Source organism: Streptomyces sp. NPDC025638, assembly GCF_055558775.1.
Map to the genome: position 1 here is coordinate 63,271 of NZ_JBVHLX010000009.1, position 21,916 is coordinate 85,186.

Genomic DNA, 21,916 nt, shown 5'->3' on the forward strand with positions numbered 1-21,916 from the left:
CCGGCCGAAGGCCGCCCCGTCCGGGGCATCCACGTGGGGATGGGTAGGCTGCAGGGCGCTGTGCCTGGGACTTCAGCCGGACGTCGGGTCAGGCGCGGGTATACGGCCATCGGCTGACGCCGTCGCCGCGGCGGCCTCCCTCACGCCGCCGGCGAGCACCGCTGCCGTGAACGCGATCAACGGGAACTTCCAGCCCCATGGGGCGAATGTGATCACCGGTACAAGGAACAGGGCATGGACAGAAGACACGGCGAACGCCGCTCGTGCCCAGCCTCCGCCGACTGCCGGATGAAGAGCGGACGCCCGGTGGCGCCACCACAGTCCGGCTGACACCGCCGCAACGGCGGCCATCACGGCAGCACCCAGCCGCGCCAGATCGGCATCCGTCACCCCAGAGTCGAGCGGGGCCGGATCAGCGGTGCGCACGCTCAACAGGGCCGCGGTCCAACCGACGGCCGCGCCGCCCAGCAGAAGGGCCAGAACGTCCGCCCGCCGTCCAGCCCAGGACGCCGGGCGAGCTGTGATGTTCGATTCCATGGTTCACTCCATGCCTCGTCCTGACCGCCGTTCGGAGCCGGGACACGTGATCAGCCGACGCCTGCAGAATATATCGGTAGCCGGTATATGGTCGGCGCCTGAACATAAAACAGCGGAAGCCGGACCCCTGCGTGACTTCTCGTCCGCTTACGCCCTGCGCCATGGCGCCACACGCCGGCGAGGACGTCACGGTCGGCGTGGGAAAGCGACCGCCCGGCCCGGGCCCCTCGGCACGCGGGCAGGGACGACCGGCCCCTGCCGACGTGATCACCCCACGAGTTGACTGAGTACTACCAGCGCCTCGCCGCGATCGGCCTGAGCACAGCGGAGACGCGCTGTGCACCGCACTGCCCGCAGCACGACGGACGGTGCGGTGCGCGGGATTGTGAACACAGTCGGCCGCCCGTATCCCGGGTCGGCAGAAACGGAGGGACGTCATGACCGACGATCCGCGCCCATCCCACGCCTACCTGGTCGGCGGCGGCATCGCCTCCCTCGCGGCGGCGGCCTTCCTGATCCGCGACGGCGGCCTGCCGGGCGAGAACATCCACATCCTGGAGGAGCTCCCGGTCGCCGGCGGCTCGATGGACGGTCGCGAGGAGCCCGGCGGATACGTCACCCGGGGCGGCCGGATGCTGGAGGAGGAGGCGTACACGTGCCTGTGGAACCTCCTGGAGACGATCCCCACCCTGACCGACGAGTCGATATCGGTGCGCAAGGAGATCACCGAGTTCAACGCCAAGTGGCCCACCGACGCCAAGGCCCGCCTGATCGGCAAGGGCGCCGTGATTCTCGACGCCGCCGACTACGGTCTCGACGCGCGTGACCAGCTGGAGCTCACGCGTCTGCTGGTGCTGCCCGAGTCGGTGATCGGGGCCCGCCGGATCGAGGACTTCTTCTCCCCGCACTTCTTCGCCACCAACTTCTGGACGATGTGGCGCACCACCTTCGCCTTCCAGAACTGGCACAGCGCCATCGAGCTCAAGCGCTATCTGCTCCGGTTCATGCAGGAGTTCCCCCGCATGCACACCCTGGCGGGGGTGCGCCGCACCCGCCTCAACCAGTACGACTCGATCATCCGCCCGATACGGGTCTGGCTGGAGGAGCGCGGCGTGCGCTTCGAGCACGGAGTGCGCGTCACCGACGTCGACTTCACCACCGAGGACGACGGCACCCGCCGGGCCACCCGCCTGCACCTCGACCGGGCCGGGCAGGGCGACTCCTACGAAATCGGCGCTGACGACTACGCGTTCCTCACCCTCGGCTCGATGACCGCCGACGCGGCCTACGGCAGCGACACGACCGCGCCCGAACTGGTGCGCGACAAGCGCGACGGGGACTGGCGGCTGTGGGAGGCCATCGCCGGCAAGGCCGACGACTTCGGCCGGCCCACGGCGTTCAACGGCAACGTGGACGAGGCCAAGTGGGAGTCCTTCACACTCACCATGCGCAGCCCGCTGCTCCTGCACCGCATCGAGGAGCTGTCCGGCAACCTGCCCGGCACGGGCGCGCTGATGACGTTCAAGGACTCCAACTGGCTGATGTCGATCGTCGTGCCGCATGCCCCGCACTTCGAGGGCCAGCCGGAGGACGTGTACACCGTGTGGGGCTACGGCCTGTTCGTCGACCGCGAGGGCGACTTCGTCGGCAAGCCGATGGCCGAGGCCACCGGCCGGGAGATCCTCACCGAACTGCTGGGCCACCTGGGCCTGTCGGACATCGAGGAGCAGGTCGCGGCGACCACCACGGTGATCCCGGTGATGATGCCCTACATCACCAGCCAGTTCGCCCCACGCACCACACACGACCGGCCGCTGGTCATCCCGCGCGGCGCGGCGAACTTCGCCTTCCTGGGCCAGTTCACGGAGATCCCGGAGGACGTGGTCTTCACCGTCGAGTACTCGGTGCGCGGCGCCATGCACGCCGTCTACGGCCTGCTCGGCCTCGACGACCATGAGATACCCGGCATCTACCACGCCCTGGCGGATCCGCGGACCGCCTTCGATGTGCTCGCAGCCGCCCTGGCCTGAGCACGCAGGGCCGCCTTGACCTGCGTGGTTCCCACGTGGGTCAGTCCCTTCCGCCCGGTCGGCGGGCGGAAGGGACTCGGGGCCGTCCAACCCTGCCCGGCAGCCCGGCCGGCTGCCTGACGTGAGAGGACACGGTGTGTGCGATGGGCGACCTACCCATCCGGCACAGGACGTACGAAACGCCGTACACGCCGACCAGGGCGCACACGCTCGCCCGGCTGCTCGGCGGTGGGCTCCTCGTCCTCGCGGCGTTGCTCGTGACCGGCACGCTGCTCGGTCCCGTCGGCTTCGCGGCGATCCACTACCCGATCCCCGGCGATGGGGCGCTCATGAGCCAGCTCTTGGCCCTGGACGTCTTCTCGGTCGCGGTCGTCGCTCCCGTGGCCGTGTGCGCCGCCGTCCTCGTACTGCGCCGGCACCCGCTGGGCGGCGTGCTCGCCCTCGCACCCAGCGTCTATACGGCGTACATGGTTCCGCAGTACGTGCTGGGACCGCAGTACCTGCACTACGACGGCAACAGCGAGGCGTTCTTCCCGCTGCAGCTGGCGCTGTTCGTCCTCGGCTGGACCACGGCCCTTCTCGCCTGGCAGCAGATCGACCCGGCCGCCTGGACGCCGCCCGGCCGACGGGAACGCCTCACCGGCGGCATGCTGATCCCGCTCCTGGCGATCGTGACCTTCACGCGGTACGTACCGGCCATCCTCGACGCCGCCGGCACACACCCGGCGGCCGCCGACTACCAGGAGGGCCCCGGCTACTTCTGGACCATCGCCCTGCTCGACCTCGGCGTGGGTCTGCCCGCCGCCGTCGCCGCCATCGCCGGGATGCGCCACGGCAGCCCATGGGCCCGCAAAGTCGCCCTGGCGCTGTCGGGCTGGCTGGCCCTGATCGGCCCGGCCGTCGCAGCCATGGCGATCAGTGCATGGCTGCGGGACGTCCCCGGCGCGTCCGCCGGGCAGGCCGCCACGATGACTGCGCTCGGTCTGCTCTTCGCCGCGCTCGGTCTCACCCTGCTCACCGCTGTGCGGCCGGCCGCATCGGGGGCACTGTACAAGGAGGTGTGAGAACCGATGACGGCCCGGCTCCTCAACCAATTCACAGTCTCGTGCGGTTGGTGCGAATCCGGCGATGTCGTTCCCTGTCACGGTACTGCCTTCTAATCTCGGTGCATGGACTGGTTAATGGCCGCGTGGGTGGGGGTGGCCGGTGGCGCCACCATGGAGGCCGTCGACGTCATCAAGTCCGTCAAGTGGCACCGCAAGATGCCGTGGAACGTGCAGCCGGACACGATCGAACCGCCTCGTCGCCAGCCTGATGTACGGCCGGGCGAGGAACAGTTGCCCGCACCCGGCTGGCGGGGTTATTGCGTGGCCACAGTGCTGCGGTTGTTCGTGAGCGGAGCCCCGACAGGCGTCCTCGCCGCGACGTACCCGCACAGTGTGAACCCGCTCGTGGCCTACATGGTCGGCCTGGGGGCACTGTCAGTGGTTCAACAACTCGCCACGCTGGTGCCGCTGGCGGTCAGGAGCGCGGGTCGTGCCGCGATGGGCGGTGTGGCTGAGGAGGCGCAGCAACAGGCGGTTGAGTGGCGGGTGCACCAGCCGAACGGTCTCGGCCAGAGCAATGGCATTCCCGACATGACACGATCAGGCGGTAGTCCCCCGCACATTCCGCAGCCAGACACGGGCATCACCGCACAGCAGGGACCGTCGGACCCAGGGGGGCAGGCATGACGCCGGCTGCTGAATCCTTCGCCGGCCGCGTCCTGGCCGTGCTCTCTCGCCGGTCTCCAGGCTTCCGGCCGCCCGCTGCACCGTCCAGGCCTGCCGTCACTGGCGTGCAAACCGTCAGTCCGCCAGCACCCTCACCCTCTGATGCTCCCGAACCACCCCAGGAGCCGCCGAGCGGATCGGAGCCCGCTGAGGCAAGGACAAGTGACGTTCCCGACCCGAGCCGGTCCTTTCCGGGGCACCGTCTGCCCACTTCAGCCCTGCGCGCCTGGATGCACCTGGCGATGACGCGCAAGGCATCCCCGCGGAATGAGGCGGGAGAAAAGGCGACGGCACGGCACCCCGATGCCACGAGCAGCTCCACCGCGCCGCAACGTCTGCCGGGCGAGAACCGCCAGGCAGACGGCATGCGGCGGGAGCGGGCGGCTGATCAGCACTTGCTGAACGAGGACCGCCAGGACTACGAGCGGATCCTCGATGAGGCGCTGCGCTCCGCACCACACCGCCCGGAACCGGCCGCTGTGGGACAGCGGCTGAACACCGAACAGCTGCGCACCATGGCGCTGAACGCCACCACACTCATCACGGCGGCCGCGGCGACCGAGTACCAGCACTATGTGAAGGTCCGCGAGGAACTGCGCCAGCCGGCGCCGTCCACCCCGTCGTCCAGCGGTGAATCCGGCTCCGGTGAGCCGGGCGTCGCGGGCGCGATGGGGCTCGCCACCACCCTCGGCGAGGCCGCCGAGACCACCGGCGCGGGCGCCGTCGCCGTCGTCGCGGTCCTCACCCCCGTCCTCGCCGGAACCGCCGCGGCGATATTCCTGATCATCGGCTACATCCTGAAGAAACTGAACCCCGAACCGACATTCGCTCAGACCATGCTGACCGCGGGATGGGTGCTCGGCGCCGTGACCGCCGCGTCGGTTCTCGTCGCCGCGGTCGGGCTGCTGCTCACCGCCCTGCGCAACAGTCCCTCGCTGGACGCCGGAGCCTACGGCGAGGCGAACGGAGAAGTGGCCCGGGCCAGGGAAGCCTGGCGAGAAGCCCTCCTGGAACGCGGCATCCTCCCCTTCCTGGAGCAAGCCCTCGCCAACCCCAAAACCGCGTCCGGCCTGCGCCGGACACCAACTCCGGCACCGCACCCAAGGTGGTCGAGCCCGGACTACACGAGCCCGGACTTCGGAGGCCCGGAACACCAACCGGAATGACCCAGGCCGGAGTTGAGAGACCCTCCGCCGGCCCGTCTCGACCTTCGCTGCGTGCCCGCCGTGCCTAGGACGGTGAGCGGCCCAGGTGCAAGAGGATCCGGGTCAGAGCGTCGGAGTCGGCGGGTTCGGGGAGGCTCGGGGCGAAGGCGGCGTCCGGCCGCATGCGGTAGGCATCGTTGGGGACGGCCAGCGCGATGGGGAGCGCGGCATCCAAGATGTCCGGGTCCGGGGTGAAGGGCAGATCGAGGGCGCGGGCGACGTCCCACGCGTGGACCACGTAGTCGATGAAGTGGAAGCCGATGGCCCGGATAGCCGGGAAGGTCGCGCCTGCACCGAATTCGGGGAGGGCGAACTCCTGTTCCTCCACGCCGACTTCGGCGAATGCGGTCAAGACTGTTTCTGCGGCGGCAAGGTACCGCGCGACGGCTTCCGGCCCCGGCGCCTCGGCCTTCCAGTGGGCCAGGTCACCGCCGTCGGCTCGCGCCGCCGCCGCGAACCCCCGATGCTGGGCCGCCATGTGCGCGAGCAACTCGCCCAGATTCCAGGCCGAGCAGGGAGTCGGACGACCGAGGTCCTTCACACTCACCCGGCGGACCACGGCGATGCTCTCTCGCACCGCACGGTCGTTGAAAGCCTTCATGACACTTAAGTTCATACGCATGCGCTTACGATAAGCAGGTACCTACTATGGGTCAACGAGTATCTTCTTCCCCATGGCTGGGAACACCGCATCCAAAGGGCGTCCTGACCTGGCGGCGATGATCGTCCCGCTGGGCCGCGCGCTGGTGGCCGCCGAGTTGCCGGTGCTGCGCCGGCACGGGTTGGCCATGTGGGCGTACGCGGTGCTGCTCAGGCTCGACGACCCACCGGTACGGACGCAGGCCGCGTTGGCGCGAGACATCGGTGCGGACAAGACGCGGATCATCGGCGTCCTCGACGACCTGGAGCAACGTGGACTGATCCGCCGACAGCCCGATCCGGCGGACCGGCGGGCGCGCCTGCTCTCACTCACCCCGGCGGGGCGCCAACTGCGCGACGCGGTCCAGGCGGCAATCCAACAGCGCGAGGAGCAACTGCTGGCGCGCCTGCCGGAGGAGGATCGACGCGGCTTTCTCAACGCGCTACAGGCCCTCGCCGCGCTGTCTCCCTCCGAGATCAGCGGGGACTGAGAACTGACGAAGGCGCAGACTGATCTCTTCGGCCGTGCGACATATGCGGCAGCGTGCATCTCTCCCCGGTTCAGTGCGTGGGCGCCCGCCACCATCGGCTACCGTCCCGTCAGACGCCGGTGCCACCAGGCGAATTCCTCGTCGGGTCGCGCCACGATCTGCCGAAGCTCACGGCGGGCACGTAACGGCAAGGCGTTCAGGACCGCTTCCACGTTGTCCCGGCCGGCCAACGGATCACGGCACGGACAGTCCGCGAGCGGCACATAGAGCCGGCGCCCGGGGCATGCACAGGAGGCAGCGGGGAACGAGCCTCCCCCCGGTGGAGCGAGTTGACTGGTCTACACCCTTGACTGGTACAGACCAAAGCGGTTGAGTGTTTCCACACCCCCCACCACGGTCGCACCCACGCCATGGCCGGTCCGACCGGCACCTGCGCACAAGGCCCGGATTCGCGCTGTCCTTGTCCGGGTGCGGCCGTGCTCCGCAAAGGAGTTGATTCTGTGTCGAGGCGCCGCATCTCCGCCGTGGTCACCGCACTCGTCCTCGGAAGCACCGTGCCGGTCCTGCTGCCGGCCGAGGACGCATCCGCCGCCGCGTGTTCGAGCTACCCGAGCTGGGTCGCCGGAAGGTCGTACGCCGCCGGCGACATCGTGCGTTACACCGACGGCAAGGCCTACATCGCCGAACACGACAACCCGGGCTACGACCCCACCATCAGCACCTGGTACTGGGACCCTTATGCCTGCGACGGCGGCTCCGGAACCCCCGTCGGCACCTTCGTGGTCAGCGAGGCACAGTTCAACCAGATGTTCCCGAACCGGAATTCCTTCTACACGTACAGCGGCCTCACCGCCGCTCTCAGCGCCTATCCTGCCTTTGCGAACACCGGCAGCGACACGGTCAGGAAGCAGGAGGCCGCGGCCTTCCTCGCCAACGTCAGCCATGAGACCGGCGGCCTGGTGTACGTGGTCGAGCAGAACACCGCCAACTACCCGCACTACTGCGACTGGAGCCAGCCGTACGGCTGCCCGGCCGGGCAGGCGGCCTACTACGGGCGCGGCCCCATCCAGCTCAGCTGGAACTTCAACTACAAGGCCGCGGGCGACGCGCTCGGCATCGACCTCCTCAACAACCCGTGGCTGGTGCAGAACGACGCCGCCGTGGCCTGGAAGACGGCCCTTTGGTACTGGAACACCCAGACCGGGCCCGGCAGCATGACGCCCCACAGCGCCATGGTCAACAGCGCCGGCTTCGGCCAGACGATCCGCAGCATCAACGGCTCCCTCGAGTGCGACGGCAAGAACCCGGCGCAGGTGCAGAGCCGCGTGGACGCCTACCAGCGGTTCACGCAGATCCTCGGGACGTCACCCGGCGGCAATCTCTACTGCTGACCGCCGTAGACGAGTTCGAGAAGTGAGTACGGCGGCTCACCAGGCATGTGCCGCGAGCACCTGGAACTCGGCGACCCGCCCGTCCACCGCATCGGCTTCGACGCGATGCGGTGGACGGGCAGCGCCGCTTCCACGTCGGCAGCGCGGCGGTGCTGCCGCTCCGGCTCAGCCCCGGACGGTGACTCCGAAGCGGGTGCGCAGGCGCCGCATCTCCCACGCCGAGACCGCGGTCACCGACAGCGGCCCACCGAGCAGTGAGCAGAACTGGGCCACCGGCGGGCCCGCCGACACGCCGTTGCCGATCAGGTTGAAAATGGCGAGCACCCATACCAGGACGCCGGTGACCACGGGCGGCAGCATCGGGTGGACATGGGCGGTGTTGAAGGCGCTGCGCGCGGAGTACAGCGACGCCAGGAAGAGGAAGGGCAGCCCCCAGAAGATGGCGACCATCACGATCAGGGCGAACGGCAGCACCTGCCAGCCGTGCAGGTGGTCCTTGAGACCGGTGCCGCCCGCGAGGTAGATGGTCGTGGCGAGGACGACCAGGGTCAGCACGTACCAGCCGACCGCCTTGAGCGGGGCGCTCAGCCGGGAACGCAGGTGCGGTCGCAGATGCGGGGGCGCGTAGAGGATGAATCCCAGGATGACCAGCGGCCCGGTGACGATCAGCACGAGCGGCGTGGCCAACGCGTTGGCGAGGCCGTCTTCCGCCGCGTTCCCCCAGCGGTCCTTCTCCACGCCGTAGACCAGGATCAGCGCGAGGGTGGCCAGCACACCGAGCACCGTGCGGACCACCTGGACACGGTCCACGGTCCGGTCCACGATCCGGTCCCCGCTCTCGTGTACGAAGAGCTTGGTGGCCACACGGTGTGCGGAGCGGAGGATGGCGACCACGAGGAAGACGGGCGAGACGTACCACAGGCAGCTGCGGCGGCGTGCGACCGGAACGGGTGCGCCGGGCTGCGAGCCGTAGGGGTACGGATACGGGTTCGCATTCGGATACGGGTCTGGTTCGGGTACGGGCCCGGGGCGGGCGGACCGTAGGGGTGGCCGCTGTTGTCGGGCCCGTAGGGGCTGTTGGGGCCGTTGGGCGTCGGCCCGTACGGAGCGCCCCAGCCCTGACCACCCGGTCCGTTGCCGCCCGGTTGCCCCGCGCCGGGTCCCTGACCCCATCCCCCCGACGCCATGGCCTCTCCCACCGTTCTTTTCCGGCCAGTTGCTGTGTCGCCTCGCGACTTCGCGGCAGTGTAGCCGCTCCCGGGGCTTCGGCTGGGCTCCTCATCCAGGCTGGGAGTCAAGATCGATTGTCAGTGGTGCGTGAGACGGTAGGAGCATCGACTCGGAAAGAGAAAAGAGGGGGAGCTGCCATGTCCGGAAGCCAGAACTACATCAATCACGTTGCTCTCGTGCTGGATGCCAGTTCGTCCATGTCGCATCTGAGCCGCAAGGTCGTCGAGGTCGCAGACCAGCAGATTGCCTATCTTGCCCGCCGGTCGAGGGAACTGGACCAGGAAACCCGCGTCACCGTGTACGTCTTCGCGGACAAGGTGGAGTGCGTCATTTACGACAAGGACGTGCTGCGCATGCCGTCGCTCAAGCAGCTGTACCGGGTCGGCGGCATGACGGCTCTGCTGGCGGCCGCGCTGAAGTCACAGCGGGAGCTCGCACAGACGGCTCAACTGTACGGCGACCACAGCTTCCTGACGTTCGTACTCACCGACGGGCAGGAGAACGCAAGCCACCGCTGCCCGGATGCACCTGCCAGGGATCCGCGTGAACTGGTCGAGGCTGTGGCCGAGATGAGCAAGACCCAGGAGGACAACTGGACGCTGGCCGTCCTTGTGCCGGACCAGATGGGCAAGCGCGAGGCCATGCAGTGCGGTTTCCCGAAGGACAACATCGCCATCTGGGACGCCACGAGCACACAGGGTCTGGAGGAGGCCGGGCAGGTTATCCGTCAGGCCACCGAAAAGTTCATGGTGGGCCGCACCAAGGGCATCCGGGGCTCGCGGGCGGTGTTCTCCACGAGTGCTGAGGCGGTCAACAAGGACACCATCAAGGCAGCCGGCCTCACCCCGGTGGATCCGTCGCAGTACGAGCTGATCCCGGTGTCGCGTGACGCGGCGATCCGGGACTGGGTCATCGAATGCGGGCACACCTACCGTACCGGTGGTGCGTACTACCAGCTGAGCAAGTCGGAGAAGGTCCAAGCACGGAAGCAGATCGCGGTGCTCGAGAAGAAGACCGACCGGGTGTACACGGGGCCCGAGGCCCGGGCTCTGCTCGGCCTGCCGGACGTGGAAGTTCGCGTCAAGCCGGACCACAACGACGACTTCACGATCTTTGTGCAGAGCACCAGTGTGAACCGCAAGCTCGTCTCGAACACACGGCTCCTGCTCATACTCTGACGCCTGGAAACCCTTCGCCGGCTCCGGGAGGCGCGGGTGATTCCGGTAAGGGAGGAAACCGGGGTCGTGCGGAGGAGATGGGAAGGCACTTCCACTCCGGGCCCCACAGCAAACAGTTGTCGGTACCATCCCGGCGGAATGCATCCAGCGGAGGAGGAACTCGTGGTTCTGAAAAGGCTGGCCGCCGTGGGGGCGGTCGTCGGGCTCGCGGTGGGTCTGAGCAGTACACCGGCGAGCGCGGCACCGGTAACGACCGCCTTCCAGAACTCAGCCGGAAGCAAGGCGTGCCTGGACTTCCGGGCCGACTACGGCCCGTACGTCTTCTCATGCAATCTGGGCGCCTACCAGAAGTGGCACTGGGACGACGACTACGAGTACACGGCACTCCGGCAGGTGGCAACGAAGCTGTGCCTCACGCTGCGCAACGATCAACTGACCATGAAACCCTGTGCCGCTGCCGACAAGGCAGCACTGTGGCAGATCAGCAGCTCGACACCGGCCGGTAGGACGATTCAGAACAGCGTCAGCCACAAGTGCCTCGCTCGGACGGCGAACGACCGGGTCTCCACCGCGGCATGCACCGGGGGCACCTCGCAACGCTGGATCGTCCGCTACGTCTGAGGGCGCTGCGTTGCCGAACGCGCCGGGGCGCTTGGTCACCTCTGTTCCGGAACGCCTTCTCCCGCAGCCGGTCGCGACGTGGATGCGTTCCCCCTCGCACAGGTACCTCGACGCGCGAGAAGCCGGTTCCCCCTCAACCGCTCCATCGGGCTACTGCCCGAGGACCGGATGGGCCGGGGGAACCGGCTGGTGGGGGCGCTCTTGTCGTGCCGGAGCGCTCTCCTCACATGGGAGGCAGCCGACCGTCAGCAAGTACCGCGCCCCCAGCCGAGCCAGCGTGTGCCGTCGAAGGGGTTGGCCCACACGGTGCTACCCGCCCAGACCGCTACGCAGCGGACGTTGCCGTACCGGGACCAGCCCCAGAAGGTGTCCCCGCGACCGTCGCCCGGCAGCTCCTTCCAGCCGCCGGACCGGGCCCAGATATGCCAGATCTCGCGGTTGGGCGCGATGACGAATGATTCGTCGAGTGAACCGTTCCGGTCCCAGTCGATGTCCAGGACTCGACCACTGCCGCAGGCTCGGTATCCGGTGTAGTTGAACCGAGTGATGGCCGTGCGGCAGGGCGCGGCAGCGTCACTGTCGGTTGCAGGTGCTGAGGCGTTGAGGACGAACTTCTGAACGTCCGCACGGTCGGCTGCGGGAGCTTGGGCCGCGCCCGCCGGTGCGATGCTCACAGCGAGGCCGGCCAAAGCCGTCGCGGCGACGAGCCCCGCCTTTTGTATGCCTGACATCTCATTCCCCCTGGAGAGAGTTGTGTGGTGCGGTCAGCACAAGAAGCTAGGCGCGGCTCTGTCGATGCACATCCCGCGGAGGGTTGACACCTCGGTAAACCCCAGGACCGATACAGGAAATCGAACGCGGTAGCCGCCCACTTCCTACGACTTCCGTGGTACCGCGGAAGGTTGACGCCCACCCGTCGGGCCGGCGTTACGCTGCCACAGTGCGGATCCGCCCCCTCGCCGTCGACACGCTGATCGCGGCGGCACTGACCAGTGTGGCCCTCCTGCTGGGGCCGGAGGCCGCGCACCAGGGGCAGAACCCGCTCGATGCGACCGCTTATGCGCTGGTGGTCCTGGTCCACCTGCCGCTCGTGCTCCGCACCTTGGCTCCGGTGGTGGTCTGCTGCCTGGTGCACGCCGCCTGGCTGGTGTACATCACTGCCGGCTACTGGCCCGTGGTGTGCAGCTTCGGCCCCATGCTCGCCGTCTACACGGTCGCCTCCCTGCGGCCTGTGCGCGTCTCCGTGCCGTGCGCGGGCCTGATGGGCGGGGTGTGGATCTACGCGGGCGCCCTGAGTCACGCCCGCCACCCAAACCATTCTCGCCACGGCCGCCGACCCCGCACCCCGGATCCTTGTGCTGACCACCTTCGACCTCGACGAGTACGTGTACGGGGCACTGCGCGCCGGAGCCTCCGGGTTTCTGCTCAAGGACTCCGGGCCGGAACGGCTGCTCGCCGCGGTCCGCGGTCAGCGGTGGCGATACGCTCTTCGCTCCCAGCGTCACCCGTCGCCTGTTCGAGGCGTACGCCCGTCAGTCCGCCTGCGAACAGCCCGCGGAGCTTGATGCGTTGACCTCCCGCGAGCTCGAGGTCCTGAAACTGATCGCACGCGGCCTGTCCAACCTGGAGATCGCTGAACGCCTCTACATCAGCGAGGCGACCGTCAAGACCCACCTCAACCGCACGATGACCAAGCTGGACCTGGACAGCAGGGCACAGGCGGTGGTGGTGGCGTACGAATCGGGGCTCGTGACTCCGGGCGGATAGCGCCCGCCCGGCCTGTACTTCACCCCACGCTCCTTGATTGAGCAGATCGACGTCCTGTGAGCTGTCTCACCCAGCGCTGCCTGCTCAACGCAAGAACTGCCTCGCCAGCGCAGTTCCTGACCGTTCCACACCGCTTGTTGGCCGGATACGTCAGTAATCTGTCATTGCAGCCAGTACGGTATTCGATACAGGCTGTGACCGTGTTGGAGCGACGTGTTGTTGTGGTGGTGTACGCGGGCGCGATGGCCCTGGACATCACCGGACCGATTGAAGTGTTCGATACCGCGAACCGGCTGCTGGGCCCCTCGGGAACGCCCTACCGGACCGACTTCGTATCCGCCGACGCACCACTGGTGCGCACGAGTTCGGGGGTGGTGATCGAGGCCTCGCCACTGGAAGCGGGGCAGGGCCCGATCGACACGCTCCTCGTGCCGGGCGGATGGAGTCTCCACAACGCGCTCCGGGACCGGGCGCTCGTGTCCTGGATCGGCCGGGCAGCGGCCCGGTCGCGCAGAGTCGCCTCCGTATGCGGCGGATCCTTCCTGCTGGCCGAGGCGGGCCTCCTCGACGGCAGACGCGCCACCACCCACTGGGCGTACAGCGAGATGATGGCGTGCCGCTATCCGGATGTGACGGTGGACGCCGAGCCGATCTTCGTCTGGGACGGGCCCTTCGTGACCTCCGCGGGCGTGTCGACGGGCATCGACATGGCACTGGCCCTGGTGGAGGCGGATCACGGATCGGCGCTCGCACTGGAGACGGCACGGTTTCTGGTGCTGTTCCTCAAGCGGCACGGAGGACAGTCCCAGTACAGCGCCGTCCTCGACGCCCAGTTGGCCGACCATCCGCCGATCCGGGCAGCACAGGAGTGGATTCTCGACAACCTGGACAACCCGCTGCCCGTGGCCGAGATCGCGCGGCAGGCCAACATGAGTCAGCGCAACTTCGCCCGGGTCTTCCGGCGCGAGGTGGGTACGACACCCGGCCAGTACGTCGAGCGGACGCGTATCGCCCGCGCACGCGAACTGCTGGAAACCACCGACCTGACGATCAGCCAGATAGCAGGCCGCTGCGGATTCGCCGCCACCGAGACGTTCTTCCGCTCCTTCGGACGAACCCTTGGACTCACCCCCAAGGAATACCGGCACCGCTTTCAGGTCGTCTCGCCATCCGGCCTCATCGACCGGCACCACGAGAGGGAGAGCAGCCCCGTATGACCACCTCGACCTCGGAATTACGCGAGGCAGAAACCGTACGCCTGGTCGACCATCTGGCCGGGGAGCTCGCCAGGGCCGGCGTCACCCACATGTTCGGGGTCGGCGGCGCGAACATCGAGGACCTGTATGACGCCGTGCACCGCGGCGGCGCCATGCGCGGCATCGTCGCCAAGCACGAGTTCTCCGCCGTCACCATGGCCGACGGATACGCACGCACCACCGGGCGTCTCGGCGTCGTTGCCGCCACGTCGGGCGGTGGGGCGATGAATCTCGTACCGGGTCTGGCGGAGGCGTACGCCTCCCGGGTGCCCGTGCTGGCCCTGGTGGGTCAGCCGCCGACCGGCCAGGAAGGCCACGGGGCGTTCCAGGACTCCAGCGGCAAGGCGGGCTCCTTCGACGCACGGGAGGTCTTCGCGCCCGTCTCCCGGTTCTGCGCCCGGGTCGATGACGCGGACTCGCTCACGGAGTTGCTGCCCCTGGCAGTTGCGGCGGCACAGGCCGATCCACGCGGGCCGGCTGTGCTGTTGTTGCCCAAGGACGTGCAGCAGGCGCGGATCCAGGTGCCCGCCCGCGGCGCGGCACCGATACCGGGCGGCCCCGCGACGGCATCCGCGGCGCGGCTCGACACAGCTGCCGTCAGCGCCGTGTCGGACGCCCTTCGCGGGGCCGGCCGCGTCCTCGTGATCGCCGGTGAGGATGTTGCCGCCGCGGACGCGCGCGGGGATCTGGCCGAGCTGGCCCAGCGCCTCGGGGCATGGGTGGCGGTCACCCCGGACGCCAAGGACGTCTTCGACAACCGTGATCCCCGATTCGCCGGCGTGGCCGGGGTGATGGGTCACGCCAACGTCGAAGACTGTCTGCGGCGGGCCGACCTGTGCCTGCTGGCCGGTACCCGACTGCCGCTCCTGGCACGCGGTGGCCTCGACCGGGCCCTGGCCGGCACCGACATAGTCTGCCTCGGCCCCGAACCGCCGTTCGTGGCAGGCATCGCACTGGGTGGGAATCTCCGCGACGCGCTGCGCGCGGTGACCGCCCGCCTGCCGCCCCGCCCACGTCCCTGTCCGCCGCACGCCGGCCCCCGTCCCACACCCATGCCCGGCCCGCCTTCTGAGACCCGTGGACGAGCCGTCCCCTACAGCCAGGCGGTCGCCGCGGTGGAGGCGGCGCTCCCCCAGGACGCACACGTCTTCGTGGACGCCGGCAACGCGGGGGCCAGCGCGATCCATCTCCTCCCCGCACCGCGCCACGGCCGCTTCGTGGTGGCGGTCGGCATGGGCGGCATGGGCTACACCTTCGGTGCCGGGATCGGCGCCGCGCTCGCCACCGGCCGACGCACCTACGTCCTCGCCGGCGACGGAGCCTTCTTCATGCACGGGATGGAAGTGCACACCGCCGTGGAGTACGACGCACCCGTGACGTTCGTGATCTTCAACAACAACGCCCACGCCATGTGCGCGCTGCGCGAGGAGTTCCTCCAGGGCGGCGTCCGCAGCGACGACCTGTTCGCCCGGACCGACCTCGCCGCCGGAGTGGCCGCCGCCTTCCCGTCGCTGGAGGCCACGGGAGCCGGCGACGCGGCACAACTGCGCACCGCGCTGCTGCGCAGCAATGCGAGCGGCGGCCCGGCGTTCGTCGCGGTGGACTGCGACCCGCGGGAGATCCCTCCGTTCCTTCCGTTCCAGTCCTTCACCGAAATCAACGAAAACACCGAGAGCACCAACGGCACCGAGAGCAAGGAGAGTTCGGATGAGCGAGGCTTCGTCCACGTTGGCTGACATCCCCGGCCTGGTCCGGATCGAGAACGCCGGCAAGGAGGAACTGACCGCCCACTGCATGGAGCTCACCCATGCGGTCTACCCCCACCAGCAGGTCTACGGGCAGTACTGCACCATCCACGAGTACGTCGACTGCCCCCCGGAGGCGGCCTACGACTACCTGCGCCAGGGACACCACTTGGAGGAGTGGACCTTCAGCCTGCGGGGCTTCGCGCCCACCGGTACACCGGGGCTGTGGGTCGGTCACGACCGGCTGGAGGACGACACCAGCATCTACTGCAAGGTGGTCGCCAACCCCGAGGCCATGACCGTGGACTACCACTGCTCGTGGGACCAGGGCGAGCAGCTGTGGATGATCTACCTGATGCGTGTCGTCCCGGCCCGACTGGTACTCGACAAGCCGGGTTCGGTGATCACCTGGACCAACTGCCGGCACCCCCACTACGACACCAACCCCCACCCCGAGAAGGCGCCGCGCCCGGACCGGCCCTGGGTGGGCGACTACTGGGACCTCTTCTACGCAGGGCACACCGTGGAGATGAACAACCTCAAGGCCATCCTGGAACACCGCCACCGCAACGGCCTGCCGGTCAACGTGGCTCCGGCGAAGGCGGTGGCGCAGTGACGACGGTCAGCCTCACCGACGTGGCCTGCTACCTCCCCGGCGAGCCGGTCCCCGCGGAGTTCTACACCGAGTACCCCGGAGCCGAGGACAAGCTCCGCAACCACCCCATGTTCAAGGTCCCGCCGTTACGGCACCACGTGGCCGCGGACGAGACCAACGCGGACATGATCGAACGCGCCGTACAGTCTCTGATCGAACGGCACGGCAGGGAAGAGATCCAAGGCGTCGACGTGCTGCTGGTGCACAGCCAACTGCCGGACCTGCCGTTCGTGGGCGCCGGCACCGAGGTGGCACGCCGGCTCGGCCTGAACCCGGAGTGGCTCGTCGACGTGGCCAACGCGGGCTGCGCCTCCTTCGTGTACATGCTGAAGATGGCCCGGCAGATCCTCACCGCCACCGACGCGAAGACCGCGCTGATCTGCAACGCGCAAAGCGCCGCGGGACAATGGTTCACCCAGTCCGAGGTGCGCAAACTCGCCCAGGCGGCGATCCCGGGCGACGGCTGCGGTGTGGCGTATGTGACGACGTCGGCAGACTCGCCCGTCCTCGACGTGGAGACCCGGCACATCGGCGAGTACGCCGGTGACATGACCGTGGCGGTCGAGGACGGCCGCAAGTACTGGGAGCCGGGAGAGTCCCAGCTGCGGATCGGGTTCACCGACGCAAGCGTCGCCAAGGTCCTGGCACGCGGGAACCGCCTCGTCCCCGAGGTGGTCATGGACCTGTGCCGGCGGCTCGGCGTGGCGAGCACCGACATCGACGTCCTCATCACCAACCAGCCCAACCGTACTTTCCTGCGGAACTGGCGAGAGGCGCTGCAACTGCCGGCCGAACGGCACCTGAACACCTTCGACCAGTACGGGAATCTGTTCGGGGCGGCGATCCCGATCACCCTGGACCGCGCGATCCGCTCCCGGCAGGTCGAGGACGGCGACCTGGTGGTGCTCGGAGGATTCGCCCACGCGGGCGACTTCGCCGGTGCCGTCGCCGTCCGCTGGCACGGGGGACGGAACTGAGCGATGGACATCCCCGTACTGCACCGGCTTGCCCTGAACGAGAGCCCGTATCCCCCGTTGCCCTCGGTACGCGAGGCGATGCAACGGGCCGTCGCGCAGGCCCACCGCTACCCGCAGTTCCACCCCGACGAGCTCACCGAGCAGATCGCCGCATGGTGCCGGGTGACCCCCGACCGCGTCGCGGTCGGCAGCGGATCGGTCGGCGTGGCCCAGCAGTTGCTCCAGGCGGTCGTCCAGCCCGGCGACACAGTGGTCTACGGCTGGCGCACATTCGACGCCTACCCCCTCCTGGCCACGATGGCCGGCGCGCACCCCGTCGCCGTACCCCTGTCGCCGGACGGACACCAGGATCTGGATGCCATGCTCGCGGCGTTCGACCACCGCACCCGCGTCGTGGTGCTGTGCAGTCCGCACAACCCCACCGGAAGTCTCGTCACCGCAGGTGCGCTGTCGGCGTTCCTGCGGCAGGTGCCCCGGCACGTCACCGTGCTCCTCGACGAGGCGTACGTGGAGTTCGCCCGCCACGCCGACCTGCCGGACACGCCCGCGCTCTTGGCCGCACACCCCAACCTGCTCGTCCTGCGCACCTTCTCCAAGGCCTACGGCCTGGCCGCCCTGCGGGTCGGCTACGGACTCGGCTCCCCCGACCTGGTGGAGCGGATCCGCCGACAACAACTGCCCTTCGGGATCAACGCGGTGGCAACAGCGGCGGTGAAGGCCTCACTAGGGGCCGAAAGCGAGTTGCGCCTGCGCGTGGACACGATCGTCGCCGAACGCGAACGGCTCCGGCACGAACTCCTCGGCCTCGGCTGGCGGGTACACCCGAGCCATGCCAACTCCCTCTGGCTCGCCGCGCCCGACCCGATCGATGACGGCGCCGCAGCACTCACCGACGCCGGTGTCCAGGCGCGCCACTACCCCGGCGAGGGACTCCGGCTCACCATCGGCAACCTGAATGCCAACAACACTGTGCTGACGGCGCTGGCGGGACTGCGCGCACTCCAGAGTGCGTCGCGGGCGTGAGCTTGTGCATGACGGCGCCCCAGCACGCTTGCCGCCACAACGGGCTGCGATACGGCGGTAGAACGCGCTGAAAGTTCGCTTGCTCGTCATCTCCAGGCCGCCATTGATGCCATGTCGCGCTTCCTGAGGGTCCAGTTCACTGGAGCGCCCCCCTCAACCGGACCTGAAAGAGGGACGCATGTCGAGACGCATGCCAAAGCGCGGGCTTGTCACGCTCGTCGCCGTCGGCCTTGCTTCTTCCGTAATGTCGACCGCCACGGCCTCGACGGCCGGCAGCCCACTGACGCTGGCCGTGTACGGCGACTCGCCGTACGGCATGTCGGCGTACGCGCCCGCGGGCCAGAGTGCCGACACGTCGCAGTTCCAGAAGACCCCGGCGTTCATCGGCACCGTCAACAGTGACCCGACGATCAGCGACGTCATCCACGTGGGCGACATCCACTCGGGCAAGGAGTTCTGCACCGAGGGCTACGACGCCTCGATCGCGTCAGCCTGGCGCTCCTTCACCAAGCCGCTCGTCTACACGCCGGGCGACAACGAGTGGGCCGACTGCCACAAGGCGTCGAGCCTCACCTCACCCGGTCAAGGCGGAGGCTTCTACGACTCGGCCTCCGGCGCGATCAACTACGTCGGCACGAGCGGCCTGTCGACCAGTACGGCGGACTGCGTCAGCTACCACTGTGGCAATCCGCTCGACAACCTCGCCACCATCCGGCGGGACTTCTTCGCCCAGCCGGGCCACACCCTCGGCAGCGGGACGCTGAACGTGGTCTCCCAGGCCACCGCCTACGACCGGAGCCACCCGGACGACGCGGAGTACGTCGAGAACGTGAGGTGGGCGCAGAACGACATCGTCTTCGTGACCATCAACGTGCCGGGTGGCTCGAACAACGACACCGACCCCTGGTACAAGGTGCCGACCGCGACTCAGGCACAGACCGAAGAGCGGACCAGCCGGACCGCGGCCGACGTCCGCTGGCTCGATGCCGCCTTCGCCGACGCGCGCGCCAAGCACGCCAAGGCGGTGGTGATCACGGCACAGGCCGACATGTGGGACCTCGACGGCAAGACCAACAAGCACCTGACGAACTACGAGCCGATCATCAGCGAGATCGCGGCGAAGACGACCGAGTTCGGCCGCCCGGTGCTGATGCTCAACGGCGACTCACACCTGTACCGCTCGGACAACCCGCTGTCGCCGACGGCGACTTGCACCGGCGAGACAGACCCGGCCACGGGCGCCGGCGTCTGCGCCCATGACCCGGGTGACAACGCGTGGAACGAGCACCCGTACTACAACGTCTCGAACTTCCACCGGATCGTCGTGCACGGCAGCACCACCCCGCTGGAATGGCTGAAACTGACAGCAGACCCCAACGCCGACTACGCCGTCACCGACACAACCTTCGGCCCGTTCAGCTGGAAACGGATGCCGCAGCCGCAGCTGTGACCCGCTGAGCGCACACGACCGGCCACGGTGTCCCATGGGACTCGTGGCCGGTCGCGTCTCCCCGGGAGCGTTGTTGCTGCGCGCTATTGCCTGGGCGATGGCCTTCCCCATGTGCGCCGATGCCGCCACCCGGAGTGCGCTCCGTGCGTCGGCGATGGGGTTCCGAATCACCGGGAGTGATTCGGAACCCCTGAGTGAAGGCAGAGCCCTCGGATCGGCTAGGCCACGTTGACCGCGCTCCAGGCGGCCGCCACGGCCTTCGCCTCGGTGCCGTCCGCGCCGTACAGGTCGCCGGCCGCCTTCAGGGTCGCCTCGCGGGCGGCCTTGTAGTCGGTCGTCGAGGTCATGTAGGTGGTGAGTGCCTTGTACCAGATCTTGTACGCCTTGTCCCGGCCGATCCCGGCGACCGTCGAGCCGTTCGACGTCGGAGAGTCGTACTCGACACCGTTGATCGTCTTCTTGCCGCTGCCCTCGGACAGCAGGTAGAAGAAGTGGTTCGCGATGCCGGAGGAGTAGTGGACGTCGAGGTCACCGGCGCCCTGCTTCCAGGCGTCCAGCGAGTTGCCGTCCTTGCTGGGCTTGTCCATGTAGCGCAGCGGCGTGCCGTTGCCGTTGATGTCGAGCTTCTCGCCGATGAGGTAGTCGCCGACGTCCTCCTTGTTGTTGGCGAAGAACTCGACCGAGGTACCGAAGATGTCGCTGGTCGCCTCGTTGAGCCCGCCCGACTCACCGCTGTACTCCAGCTTGGCGGTGCGCGAGGTCAGACCGTGGCTCATCTCGTGACCGGCCACGTCGAGAGAGGTCAGGGGCTTCTTGTTCCCCTCACCGTCGCCGTACGTCATGCAGAAGCAGCCGTCGTCCCAGAACGCGTTGACGTACGAATTGCTGTAGTGGACCCGGGAGTACGCGGCCTTGCCGTCGCCGCCGATGCCGTCGCGGCCGAGCTCCTTCTTGTAGAAGTCCCAGGTCATCGCGGCGCCGTAGGCGGCGTCCACGGCAGCGGTCTGCGGGTCGTCGCTCTTGCCGTTGCCCCACTTGTCGTCGTCGTCCTTGACGATGTCGCCGGTACCGCTCTCACCCTGGTGCAGGTCGTAGGTCTTGTGACCGCCGCGGTCGGCGTCGGTGAGCTCGAAGCCCGAACCCGCCCTGGTGCTGGAGAGCGGGACCTCGCCGCTGTACTGACTGGTGCCGGTGCCGGTCTCGATGGCCTGGTAGCGGTACAGCTTCTTGCCTGTGGTGGCGTCGGTGACGACGTGCAGCCGGCTGGGGGTGCCGTCCTTCTGGACCCCTGTCTTGACGGTCTCGAAGGCGAGCACGGGATTGCCCTTGCCTCCGGCCCAGATCACCTTTCGGGCGCCGGCCGCCGCCTTGAGGGTGGCGGTGGTGGTCGCCACCGATATGCGGGCGTTGCTGGCCTTGGTGACGCCCTTGAGCCTGCCGTCCTTGGCGGTGTGGGTGACGAGGTCGCCGCCGAGCACGGGCAGTCCGGCGTAGGTGCGGTCGTACCGGGTGTGCACCGTGCCGTCGGCGTCCTTGATGACGTCACGCACGATCAGCTTTTCCTCGGCGCCCAGTCCGAGAGTTCGCGCGGCCGACGCCGCTTCGTTCTGTGCGGCGTTGACGGCCGCGACGCGGTCGAACGTCCCGTGGCCCTGGGTGGTGGCCTCGGCTCGTTCGGGGGTGGCCTGTGCCGCACCGGTCTGTGCCGCGATCACGGCTGCGGCAGCCAGGGCCACAAGGGCGGCGGTAGGCCGGGGGTTTGCATGGAGGGTCATGCGGTCTCCATCGATCGTTCCTGTGGGGGGATGCGAAGAGCGTGACACCCGGTGGGAGAAGTTGACAGGACACGGACACACACCTCACAACTCCTCGACGTTTTCTGTCCGCTTATGGCGATGGAGTGTTCGATAGTCGGCCGAGCCAGACTGGGCATCAGACGAGCCCAGGGG

At 68.5% G+C, this 21,916-nt stretch carries 19 protein-coding genes and 2 pseudogenes; 16 read left to right on the top strand and 5 right to left on the bottom strand.

What is annotated here, in order from left to right; translation table 11 throughout:
- Positions 1–72 precede the first annotated feature (72 nt).
- Positions 73–537, bottom strand: coding sequence for a hypothetical protein (locus ACZ4EG_RS23435; protein WP_467791936.1), 465 nt, complete (start codon positions 535–537; stop codon positions 73–75).
- A 437-nt stretch (positions 538–974) separates the two neighbouring features.
- Here ACZ4EG_RS23435 and ACZ4EG_RS23440 point away from each other — a divergent pair, with 437 nt between their 5' ends.
- The 4 genes from ACZ4EG_RS23440 (at position 975) to ACZ4EG_RS23455 (ending at position 5,505) form a co-directional block, all read left to right on the top strand.
- Complete coding sequence (locus tag ACZ4EG_RS23440; RefSeq protein WP_453549203.1) at positions 975–2,567, top strand: oleate hydratase; 1,593 nt, start codon at positions 975–977, stop codon at positions 2,565–2,567.
- 143 nt (positions 2,568–2,710) lie between these two features.
- A complete protein-coding gene (locus tag ACZ4EG_RS23445; RefSeq protein ID WP_467791937.1) occupies positions 2,711–3,631 on the top strand; it encodes a hypothetical protein in 921 nt (306 codons plus the stop codon).
- 117 nt (positions 3,632–3,748) lie between these two features.
- Positions 3,749–4,300, top strand: a complete 552-nt coding sequence (locus tag ACZ4EG_RS23450) for a hypothetical protein (protein ID WP_467791938.1) — start codon at positions 3,749–3,751, stop codon at positions 4,298–4,300.
- 404 nt (positions 4,301–4,704) lie between these two features.
- Positions 4,705–5,505: a hypothetical protein gene (locus tag ACZ4EG_RS23455; RefSeq protein WP_467792140.1), complete on the top strand. Its 801-nt coding sequence runs from the start codon at positions 4,705–4,707 to the stop codon at positions 5,503–5,505.
- Positions 5,506–5,569: 64 nt separating this feature from the next.
- Here ACZ4EG_RS23455 and ACZ4EG_RS23460 read toward each other — a convergent pair whose 3' ends face one another.
- Complete coding sequence (locus tag ACZ4EG_RS23460; RefSeq protein WP_467791939.1) at positions 5,570–6,145, bottom strand: TIGR03086 family metal-binding protein; 576 nt, start codon at positions 6,143–6,145, stop codon at positions 5,570–5,572.
- A 73-nt stretch (positions 6,146–6,218) separates the two neighbouring features.
- On the opposite strand from ACZ4EG_RS23460, the gene ACZ4EG_RS23465 reads away from it, so the two are divergent.
- Both ACZ4EG_RS23465 and ACZ4EG_RS23470 read left to right on the top strand, forming a co-directional pair.
- Complete coding sequence (locus ACZ4EG_RS23465; RefSeq protein WP_467791940.1) at positions 6,219–6,674, top strand: MarR family winged helix-turn-helix transcriptional regulator; 456 nt, start codon at positions 6,219–6,221, stop codon at positions 6,672–6,674.
- A 500-nt stretch (positions 6,675–7,174) separates the two neighbouring features.
- A complete protein-coding gene (locus tag ACZ4EG_RS23470) occupies positions 7,175–8,065 on the top strand; it encodes a glycoside hydrolase family 19 protein (protein ID WP_467791941.1) in 891 nt (296 codons plus the stop codon).
- 165 nt (positions 8,066–8,230) lie between these two features.
- Here ACZ4EG_RS23470 and ACZ4EG_RS23475 read toward each other — a convergent pair whose 3' ends face one another.
- The gene (locus tag ACZ4EG_RS23475; RefSeq protein ID WP_467791942.1) at positions 8,231–8,959 is read right to left on the bottom strand and encodes a hypothetical protein; all 729 of its coding nucleotides are present in this window, start codon (positions 8,957–8,959) and stop codon (positions 8,231–8,233) included.
- A gap of 473 nt (positions 8,960–9,432) precedes the next feature.
- On the opposite strand from ACZ4EG_RS23475, the gene ACZ4EG_RS23480 reads away from it, so the two are divergent.
- Positions 9,433–10,473, top strand: coding sequence for a vWA domain-containing protein (locus ACZ4EG_RS23480; protein WP_467792141.1), 1,041 nt, complete (start codon positions 9,433–9,435; stop codon positions 10,471–10,473).
- 162 nt (positions 10,474–10,635) lie between these two features.
- Complete coding sequence (locus tag ACZ4EG_RS23485) at positions 10,636–11,094, top strand: RICIN domain-containing protein (protein WP_467791943.1); 459 nt, start codon at positions 10,636–10,638, stop codon at positions 11,092–11,094.
- Between the two features lie 245 nt (positions 11,095–11,339).
- On the opposite strand, the gene ACZ4EG_RS23490 is transcribed toward ACZ4EG_RS23485, so the two are convergent.
- Positions 11,340–11,825 (bottom strand): hypothetical protein, encoded by a 486-nt coding sequence (locus ACZ4EG_RS23490; protein WP_467791944.1) that lies wholly within the window; start codon positions 11,823–11,825, stop codon positions 11,340–11,342.
- A gap of 263 nt (positions 11,826–12,088) precedes the next feature.
- Between ACZ4EG_RS23490 and ACZ4EG_RS23495 the strand changes: the two are divergent.
- The 8 genes and pseudogenes from ACZ4EG_RS23495 to ACZ4EG_RS23530 form a co-directional block, all read left to right on the top strand.
- Positions 12,089–12,352, top strand: a pseudogene (locus tag ACZ4EG_RS23495) (sensor histidine kinase); the annotation flags it as partial.
- A 46-nt stretch (positions 12,353–12,398) separates the two neighbouring features.
- Positions 12,399–12,861: pseudogene (locus ACZ4EG_RS23500) on the top strand (LuxR C-terminal-related transcriptional regulator); the annotation flags it as partial.
- 200 nt (positions 12,862–13,061) lie between these two features.
- Entirely contained in the window at positions 13,062–14,078 is a 1,017-nt protein-coding gene (locus ACZ4EG_RS23505; RefSeq protein WP_453549180.1) for a GlxA family transcriptional regulator, read from the top strand.
- A complete protein-coding gene (locus tag ACZ4EG_RS23510; RefSeq protein WP_467791945.1) occupies positions 14,075–15,853 on the top strand; it encodes a thiamine pyrophosphate-binding protein in 1,779 nt (592 codons plus the stop codon). The genes ACZ4EG_RS23505 and ACZ4EG_RS23510 overlap by 4 nt, the downstream gene beginning before the upstream one ends.
- The gene (locus ACZ4EG_RS23515) at positions 15,825–16,478 is read left to right on the top strand and encodes an SRPBCC family protein (RefSeq protein ID WP_467791946.1); all 654 of its coding nucleotides are present in this window, start codon (positions 15,825–15,827) and stop codon (positions 16,476–16,478) included. Before ACZ4EG_RS23510 ends, ACZ4EG_RS23515 begins: the two co-directional genes overlap by 29 nt.
- The gene (locus ACZ4EG_RS23520) at positions 16,475–17,494 is read left to right on the top strand and encodes a 3-oxoacyl-ACP synthase III family protein (RefSeq protein WP_453549173.1); all 1,020 of its coding nucleotides are present in this window, start codon (positions 16,475–16,477) and stop codon (positions 17,492–17,494) included. The genes ACZ4EG_RS23515 and ACZ4EG_RS23520 overlap by 4 nt, the downstream gene beginning before the upstream one ends.
- Positions 17,495–17,497: 3 nt before the next feature.
- A complete protein-coding gene (locus ACZ4EG_RS23525; RefSeq protein ID WP_467791947.1) occupies positions 17,498–18,517 on the top strand; it encodes a histidinol-phosphate transaminase in 1,020 nt (339 codons plus the stop codon).
- Between the two features lie 244 nt (positions 18,518–18,761).
- The gene (locus tag ACZ4EG_RS23530) at positions 18,762–19,967 is read left to right on the top strand and encodes a hypothetical protein (RefSeq protein WP_467791948.1); all 1,206 of its coding nucleotides are present in this window, start codon (positions 18,762–18,764) and stop codon (positions 19,965–19,967) included.
- 218 nt (positions 19,968–20,185) lie between these two features.
- On the opposite strand, the gene ACZ4EG_RS23535 is transcribed toward ACZ4EG_RS23530, so the two are convergent.
- Positions 20,186–21,742, bottom strand: coding sequence for a M4 family metallopeptidase (locus ACZ4EG_RS23535; RefSeq protein ID WP_467791949.1), 1,557 nt, complete (start codon positions 21,740–21,742; stop codon positions 20,186–20,188).
- Positions 21,743–21,916: the final 174 nt, after the last annotated feature.

Bases quoted from the DNA above. Each gene is read 5' to 3' on its own strand.
- ACZ4EG_RS23435 (WP_467791936.1), bottom strand. From the start codon at position 537: ATGGAATCGAACATCACAGCTCGCCCGGCGTCCTGGGCTGGACGGCGG.
- ACZ4EG_RS23440 (WP_453549203.1), top strand. From the start codon at position 975: ATGACCGACGATCCGCGCCCATCCCACGCCTACCTGGTCGGCGGCGGC.
- ACZ4EG_RS23445 (WP_467791937.1), top strand. From the start codon at position 2,711: ATGGGCGACCTACCCATCCGGCACAGGACGTACGAAACGCCGTACACG.
- ACZ4EG_RS23450 (WP_467791938.1), top strand. From the start codon at position 3,749: ATGGCCGCGTGGGTGGGGGTGGCCGGTGGCGCCACCATGGAGGCCGTC.
- ACZ4EG_RS23455 (WP_467792140.1), top strand. From the start codon at position 4,705: ATGCGGCGGGAGCGGGCGGCTGATCAGCACTTGCTGAACGAGGACCGC.
- ACZ4EG_RS23460 (WP_467791939.1), bottom strand. From the start codon at position 6,145: ATGAAGGCTTTCAACGACCGTGCGGTGCGAGAGAGCATCGCCGTGGTC.
- ACZ4EG_RS23465 (WP_467791940.1), top strand. From the start codon at position 6,219: ATGGCTGGGAACACCGCATCCAAAGGGCGTCCTGACCTGGCGGCGATG.
- ACZ4EG_RS23480 (WP_467792141.1), top strand. From the start codon at position 9,433: ATGTCCGGAAGCCAGAACTACATCAATCACGTTGCTCTCGTGCTGGAT.
- ACZ4EG_RS23490 (WP_467791944.1), bottom strand. From the start codon at position 11,825: ATGTCAGGCATACAAAAGGCGGGGCTCGTCGCCGCGACGGCTTTGGCC.
- ACZ4EG_RS23510 (WP_467791945.1), top strand. From the start codon at position 14,075: ATGACCACCTCGACCTCGGAATTACGCGAGGCAGAAACCGTACGCCTG.
- ACZ4EG_RS23515 (WP_467791946.1), top strand. From the start codon at position 15,825: ATGAGCGAGGCTTCGTCCACGTTGGCTGACATCCCCGGCCTGGTCCGG.
- ACZ4EG_RS23525 (WP_467791947.1), top strand. From the start codon at position 17,498: ATGGACATCCCCGTACTGCACCGGCTTGCCCTGAACGAGAGCCCGTAT.
- ACZ4EG_RS23530 (WP_467791948.1), top strand. From the start codon at position 18,762: ATGTCGACCGCCACGGCCTCGACGGCCGGCAGCCCACTGACGCTGGCC.
- ACZ4EG_RS23535 (WP_467791949.1), bottom strand. From the start codon at position 21,742: ATGACCCTCCATGCAAACCCCCGGCCTACCGCCGCCCTTGTGGCCCTG.